The sequence below is a fragment of the Streptosporangium sp. NPDC048886 genome (assembly GCF_055586905.1).
Genome location: NZ_JBVJHH010000011.1, coordinates 254,447 through 261,314, shown reverse-complemented (window position 1 = coordinate 261,314; position 6,868 = coordinate 254,447). Strand labels below are relative to the sequence as shown.

Genomic DNA, 6,868 nt, shown 5'->3' with positions numbered 1-6,868 from the left:
GGGCGGCGTGTGGGCGCTCCCGCTGGGGGGGGGCGGCCGGGCGGGGGGGGGGTCGGGGGGGGGGTGGGGGGGGTGGGGGGCGGCGGGCCCCGGGCCGGACCCCTCACCCGCGTCACGGCGGAGCCCACACCGCGCGGCGGCCGGCCGGACGCCCCGTACGGCGGCGCCGGCCGGCGATCCCGTCGCGGCGGCTAGCGGGAGGCCTCGTCCAGCATCGCCAGCTCGTCGTCCCGCAGGGTCAGCCCGGCGACCGCGAGCAGCGGCTTGAGCTGCTCGACGCTGCGGGCGCTGGCGATCGGCGCGGCCACCGTGGGCTGGGCGGCCAGCCAGGCGAGCGCGACGGTGGCCGGGGCGGCGTCGTGGGCGGCGGCCACCTTGTCCAGGGCCTCCAGCACCCGCGGACCGCGTTCGGTCGCCAGGTAGGCCGACGCCTGACCGGCGCGGGGGCTGTCCACCTCGACCCCGGGCCGATACTTGCCGGTCAGGAAGCCGCGGGCCAGGCCGAAGTACGGGGTGCTGGTCAGCCCCGCCGCGGCGACCACCTCGCGCAGCGCGCCCTCGTAGTCGCGCTCCAGCAGGTTGTAGTGCTGCTGCAGCACCCCGTACCGGGCCAGGCCGTCCCGCTCGGAGATCGCCAGCGCCTCGGCCAGCCGCTCGGCGCCGTAGTTGGAGGCGCCGATGTTGCGCACCTTGCCCTCGCGGATCAGGGAGTCGAACGCGCCGAGGGTCTCCTCCAGCGGAGTCTCGGCGTCGTCGATGTGCGCCCAGTACAGATCGATGTGGTCGGTCCGCAGGCGGCGCAGCGAGTCTTCGGCCGCCGCGCGGATGTTGGCCGCCGACAGGCCGCGACGGCCGCCCAGCGAGCCGACCTTGGTGGCCACCACGACCTGGTCGCGGTTGCCGCGGGAGACCATCCACTCGCCGATGATCGTCTCCGACTCCCCGCCGGAGTGCCCGGGGGCCCATTCGGAGTAGACGTCGGCGGTGTCGATGAAGTTGCCGCCCGCTTCCGCGTAGGCGTCCAGGACGGCGAACGAGGCGTCGCGGTCGGCGGTCCAGCCGAATACGTTGCCCCCCAGGCAGAGGGGGAAAAGGTTCAGCTCAGAAATGCTCATGGTCGTCAGCTTATTGGCTGAATAATCGCGCACTCAGCGGGCATCCCGGCAGGCTGCCGGGCAATTATTATGTCCGGCGTCAATAGGGACGGTCGGAGGCTCTCATGGCACCCGGTTCACGGCTACGCGGACTCCTCATCGGCGCTGTGATCGTGGGCGGGCTCTGCGTCCTGCTCGTGGCCGCCGCGATCGCCCTGGCCGTCAACCAGCGCCACCCGGCCCCCGCGCCGGCCGCCTCCCCCGCCTCCGCCCAGCCGTCGGAGACCTCCGGCGGCGCCGAGGTGGTCAAGGAGCGGCGGCTCGGCGGACGCAGGATGGAGCTGACCCTGCGCTCCCCGGCCCTCGACGGCGTCACCACGGTCCGGCTGCTGCTGCCCGAGGGATGGTCCAAGGACTCCGGCCGGAGCTGGCCGACGCTCTGGCTGCTCCACGGGGGACTGGACGGCTACCAGGCATGGTCGAAGTCGGACATCGAGGAGCTGACCGAGGACGCGCAGGTCATCGTGGTGATGCCGGACGGAGGCAGGTGCGGCAGCTACTCCGACTGGTACAACGGCGGCGACGGCGGTCCGCCCCGGTGGGCGACCTACCATCTGAAGGAGCTGCTGCCCCTGCTGGAGAGCCGCTACGCCGCGAGCGGGGAGCGGGCCGTCGCCGGATACTCCATGGGCGGTCAGGGGGCGATGCTCTACGCCGCGACCGGGAACTTCCGGGCCGCGGCCTCCTTCAGCGGGGCGGTGCACATCCTCATGCCAGGAGTCGACCTGGCCGTCATGCTCGGCACCACCGCGGGCTGCTTCGGCACCGACTGGAAGCGCATCTGGGGCGACCCCCATGACGACCGCGGGATATGGCAGGCCCACGACCCCTACCACCTGGCGGGCAGGCTCCGCGGGGTCCGGCTCTACGTGGCCGCCGGTGACGGCCGCAAGAGAGAGGGCGAGCTCTTCGGCGACATCACCGAGGAGCTCGCCGACCGGGCGGCCAGATCCTTCACCGGCCGGCTCAAGGAGCTGGGCATCCCCGTCGAGACCCATTTCTACAGCGGACGTCACAACATGACCTACTGGAACGGGGAGCTCCGCCGCGCGCTGCCGATGCTGCTCGACGCCATCGGCGCCAGGTGAGCCGCCGGCCGGGCCCGCCCGGGCGGGCCCGGCTCCCGCCACGGGCCGTACGGGGTGGCCAGAGGGCCGCCGGGACGGTCAGTGGCCGCCGGACAGGTCCATGTCGCGTGGGGTGAGCAGCCACACCGCGACGGCGGCGGCCAGCATGAGGCCGCCGCCGGCCGCGCCGGTCACGGCCAGCGAGTCGGTGAAGGCGGCCTGGGCCTGGCGGGCCAGCTCGGCCCCGGCCCGGCCGGCGCCTCCGGCCACCTCCAGCGCCCCGCCCAGCGACTCGCGGGCCACCTCGGCGGCCCGGCCGGTCACGCCCGCCATGACCGGCTCGGACGGCGCGAGCCCGCCGCGGTAGACCGCCGCGGCGACGCTGCCGAGGACGGCCACGCCCAGCGCCCCGCCCAGCTCGTAGCTGGTCTCCTCGATCGCGGCGGCGCTGCCGGCCCGCTCGGGCGGCGCGCTGGACATGATGACCGCCGAGGCGATCGCCAGCGACCCCATGCCCACGCCGATCAGCAGGAGCGCCGCGGCCACGGCCGGGTAGGAGAGCGGGGCCGGTGCGGCGAAGAGGACCAGGAACCCCGCCCCGGCGACGGCCAGACCGCCGGCGAGCACCGTCCTGGTGCCGACCCGGACGGCCAGGCGGGGGGCCAGCGGCGAGACCAGCCCCGCGCCGGCCGCGGTCGGCAGCAGCCGCACCCCGGTCTCCAGCGGGGAGTAGCCCTGGACGAGCTGCATCCACTGGGCCATCAGCAGCAGCATCCCGGCCATCGCGACGGAGGTGGTCAGCGCGGCGACGGTGCCCGCGGTGAAGGAGGGACGGCCGAACAGGCGGACGTCCAGCAGCGGATCGGGCCGGTCGAGGCAGCGCCTGACGAACCAGACCAGCGTCACCACCGCGACGGCCAGGGAGATCGGCACGCTGGGATCGCCGAACCCCTCCTTGCCGAGGTGCTTGATCGCCCACACCAGGGCGACCATCCCCACGATGGACAGCGCCGTGGCCGTCGCGTCCCAGCGGCCCGGGCGCGGATCGCGGGACTCGGGCAGCAGGAGGAGGCCCGCGACGACCGCCGCGACCATCACCGGGACGTTGACCAGGAACGCGGCGTGCCAGCTGAACCTCTCCAGCAACGCGCCGCCGAGGATCGGGCCCAGCGCGCCGCCGAGCGCGGCCATGGCCGACCAGACGCCCAGCGCGGTGGCCCGCTCGCGCGGATCGGTGAACAGGGTGCGGATCATCGACAGGGTGGACGGCATGATCATGGCGCCGCCGATGCCGAGGAACGCCCGCGTGACGATCACGTCGCCGGGGCTGTCGGCCACCAGCACCGCGGTCGAGGCGAGGCCGAAGATCGCGAATCCGGTGAGCAGCATCTTCTTGCGGCCCCACCGGTCGCCCAGCGCGCTGACCGTGACGAGCAGGCCGGACAGCACGAGCGCGTAGACGTCCACCATCCACAGCAGCTGCACCGAGTCCGGCTTCAGGTCGGCGGAGATCGCCGGCAGCGCCACGTTGAGGATGGTCATGTCCATGACCACCAGCAGCAGGCTCGCGGACAGGACGCCGAGCCCCGCCCAGCGGCGCGGGTGCGGCGCGCCGAGTGCCGGTCCCCGTCCGGCCGCGCGCGTCATGCGGTCCCTCGCAGGAAGGTCTCGACCAGCAGCCGCTCGATGTCCCTGCGCGCGACGTCGCCCCGCCGCAGGCTCTCCCGCACGGCGATGATGAGGCCGTAGGCGGTGTTGCTGATCCACCTGACCGGCAGGCCGGGGCGGAGCACGCCGGCCCGCTGCGCGGCCAGGTAGAGCGCGAGCTCGCGCTCCTCCAGCTCGTCGGCGCGCTCGCGCAGCCCGGGCAGCTTGGTCATCACGTGCTCGGTCAGCGCGAAGCCGTACTCCTGCACGTCGTCCACCATGCCGGCGAGCAGGTCCCGCAGGGCGGCGGCGAGACGCTCGGGGTCGGCGGAGGCGGTGGCCTCCTCGATGGCGGCCCGCCGCTGCACCCGCTCCCAGCCGTCGAGCGCCTTGCGGCCGAGGACGGCCAGCAGCTCCTCCCGGCTGGCGAAGTGCCGGTGGAGCGTGGCGCGGCTGACCCCGGTGGCCTCGGCGATCTGGGCCATGGAGGCGGTCGGATCCTCGTTCAGGTGCTGTATCGCCAGGGCGATGATCTGGTCGCGACCCACGGCCACCATGCATCTCCGTTTCATATGAGACAACTTCGTCTCAAACACTACATGACCGTACCGACTCTTCCGGACGGCGCGCGTACGGCGCTCTCCCCCCGGCGGCATGGAAATCCGGCCTGGCCGGGGGCTATGGTCGGGCTGTGGGCAGCCTCAGACAGCGCTCCGGCAGGGCCGGGCGCCCGCGCGACACCTCGGATCCCGGCACGCGCACGCGCATTCTCGACGCCGCGGAGGAGCTGTTCGCCGGGGGCGGTTACGAGGCCACGCCCACCGCGGAGATCGCCCGGCTGGCCGGGGTGCCCAAGGGGCTCGTCTTCCACTACTTCCCGAAGAAGATCGACGTGCTGGTCGCCCTGGTCGACGAGCGCACGCTCGTGGAGGAGGCCCCCGAGGTGGAGGCGGTCCCCGGCGACGCGGCCGGGGCCCTGTCGCGGCTGGCCCGCCGGCTGCCGCTCAGCGCGTCCCCGGCGATGCGCCGCATCCTGTTCCGGGAGGCCGACACGCACGGCTCGGTCCGCGACCGGCTCGGCCGGCTGAACGGCGAGATCATCCGGCGGGCCCGGTTCGCGCTGGAGCTGGCGCTGCCCACGGCGCGCGGCGACGCCGCCCGGCTGGAGGTGGCCGCGGTCACCTTCGCCGCGGTCCTGCTCTACCAGGAGAGCCTCTGCCAGCTCACCGGCCACCACATCGACCCCGACGCGGTCGCCGAGCTGATCGCCCACGCCCTGGGCTGAGCCTCCGCCGCCCGCCCCGCCTGCCTTGGGCCGCACCGCCCGGCACCGCCCGCACCGCCCGGAACCCGGCGTTCCACGGGTGGCCGGTGGCGGCCGATCTCAGGCCGGGACCGCCTCGACCTCCGTCTCCCTGACCGGACGGGGCCCGGCCAGCTCCGTCAGCTCGTCCATCGCCTCCTGCAGGTGCCCCATCAGCCGCCACACGTCCTCCACCCGGTCGGGGCAGGCGAGGATGCCGAAGTTCAGTGAGCCGTCGTAGGAGAAGCAGGTGATGTTGACGCCGCCGCTCACGTCGGTCAGCACCGACATCGGGTAGTAGGCGAGCACCCGGGCCCCGCACAGATACAGCGGGAGCTGGGGCCCCGGCACGTTCGAGACGATCAGATTGATCGGCGGCAGCACGATCGAGGCCAGCCGGAAGACCGTGGAGGTCGCCAGCGCGGTGACGGCCGCGGGCAGCATCGACGGCAGCTCGCTCAGCCAGGTCGCGGGGGAGCCGGCGAAGCGCCGCTTGGCCGTGCGCATCGTCCGCCCCGTGATCCGCAGGCGGTCGAGAGGGGAGGAGACGTCGGTCGGCATCGGGACGACCATGACGGAGAGCCGGTTGCCGACCGTCTCCTGGACGCCCGGGGCGCGGACCGCGACCGGGACGTCGGCGACCAGCGGCTGCTCCGGCAGGGCGTCCCGCTCGCGCAGCCAGGAACGCAGCGCCGCCGCGCACAGTGTCATGACCACGTCGTTGACGCTGATCCCGAAGGTCCTGGCGATCCGCCTGACCTCCGCCAGCGGGATCGAGCCGTAGGAGAAGCGCCGCTCGGCGCTGATCGGGCCGTTGAACGGCGTGCGCGGGACCGACAGGGAGGGCAGCTCCGGCAGCTCCCCGGTCCGGCCCCGGATCATCCGGGCCGCCGCGGCCACCGCCCGGGCCCCCGGGAGGGCGGCCGCCAGCGGGATCGCGTCGAGGTCGGCCGCCATCCTGCCCAGTGAGCGCAGCGCTCTGGCCGGGTGGGTCACCGACCGGGTCACGGCCGCGGCGAGCATCGTGGCCGGCCCGGGGGCGGCGGTCGCCGCCGGGGACGCGGGCGGCTCGACCACGCGGGGCTCGGGAGTGAGGTCCAGCAGGGCGGCCAGGGTCTCCGCGCCCGACACCCCGTCGACGGCGCAGTGGTGGACCTTGGCGTAGAGGGCCACCCGGCCGCCGGTCAGGCCCTGGATGAGGTGCATCTCCCAGAGCGGGCGGCCGCGGTCCAGCCGCCGCTTGTGGATCCGGGCGACCGCCTCGGCCAGCTGCGCCTCGTCGCCGGGCAGGGGGAGGGCCGTCTCGTAGACGTGGTCGGCGACGTCGAGCCCGGCGGCCTCCGTCCAGTAGGGGTGGTCCAGGCCGAACGGCACGCCGGCCAGGCGCAGGCTCAGCGCCGGGGCGAGGTGCAGCCGCCCGCGCAGCAGCTCGATCAGGGCCTCACGCGTGAGGACACCGGCGGGAGCCCAGGCCGGGTCGAGGATCGCCACCCCGGCGACGTGAGCCGCGGTGGTCGCCGATTCGGCGTGCAGGAACTGCGCGTCGAGTGCGGTCAGCTGGCGCATTGATCGAGCCTCCGGATGGAGAGCGGACAAGGACGGGAATGGCCATCATCGTTCAGGTCGGTTACCGCCTCGTTTCGTCTGGGCGACCTTGGGAGTCTTTCAGATGAAGTCGGATGATCCGGCCGTGAATT

At 74.1% G+C, this 6,868-nt stretch carries 6 protein-coding genes; 2 read left to right on the top strand and 4 right to left on the bottom strand.

The annotated features are described in order from the left end of the window. Positions 1 to 191: 191 nt before the first annotated feature. Positions 192 to 1,115, bottom strand: a complete 924-nt coding sequence (locus ACZ6R6_RS16405) for an aldo/keto reductase (protein WP_470094045.1) — start codon at positions 1,113 to 1,115, stop codon at positions 192 to 194. Positions 1,116 to 1,219: 104 nt separating this feature from the next. On the opposite strand from ACZ6R6_RS16405, the gene ACZ6R6_RS16400 reads away from it, so the two are divergent. Then, positions 1,220 to 2,242 (top strand): alpha/beta hydrolase, encoded by a 1,023-nt coding sequence (locus ACZ6R6_RS16400; protein ID WP_470094043.1) that lies wholly within the window; start codon positions 1,220 to 1,222, stop codon positions 2,240 to 2,242. 78 nt (positions 2,243 to 2,320) lie between these two features. Here the strand turns inward: ACZ6R6_RS16400 and ACZ6R6_RS16395 are convergent, their stop codons facing one another. Together ACZ6R6_RS16395 and ACZ6R6_RS16390 are read right to left on the bottom strand one after the other, a co-directional pair. Continuing rightward, the gene (locus tag ACZ6R6_RS16395) at positions 2,321 to 3,868 is read right to left on the bottom strand and encodes an MFS transporter (RefSeq protein WP_470094041.1); all 1,548 of its coding nucleotides are present in this window, start codon (positions 3,866 to 3,868) and stop codon (positions 2,321 to 2,323) included. Next, positions 3,865 to 4,425 (bottom strand): TetR/AcrR family transcriptional regulator, encoded by a 561-nt coding sequence (locus ACZ6R6_RS16390; protein WP_470094039.1) that lies wholly within the window; start codon positions 4,423 to 4,425, stop codon positions 3,865 to 3,867. The genes ACZ6R6_RS16395 and ACZ6R6_RS16390 overlap by 4 nt, the downstream gene beginning before the upstream one ends. 134 nt (positions 4,426 to 4,559) lie before the next feature. Here ACZ6R6_RS16390 and ACZ6R6_RS16385 point away from each other — a divergent pair, with 134 nt between their 5' ends. After that, a complete protein-coding gene (locus tag ACZ6R6_RS16385) occupies positions 4,560 to 5,153 on the top strand; it encodes a TetR/AcrR family transcriptional regulator (protein WP_470094037.1) in 594 nt (197 codons plus the stop codon). Positions 5,154 to 5,252: 99 nt separating this feature from the next. Here the strand turns inward: ACZ6R6_RS16385 and ACZ6R6_RS16380 are convergent, their stop codons facing one another. After that, complete coding sequence (locus ACZ6R6_RS16380) at positions 5,253 to 6,737, bottom strand: WS/DGAT/MGAT family O-acyltransferase (protein WP_470094035.1); 1,485 nt, start codon at positions 6,735 to 6,737, stop codon at positions 5,253 to 5,255. Positions 6,738 to 6,868 lie beyond the last annotated feature (131 nt).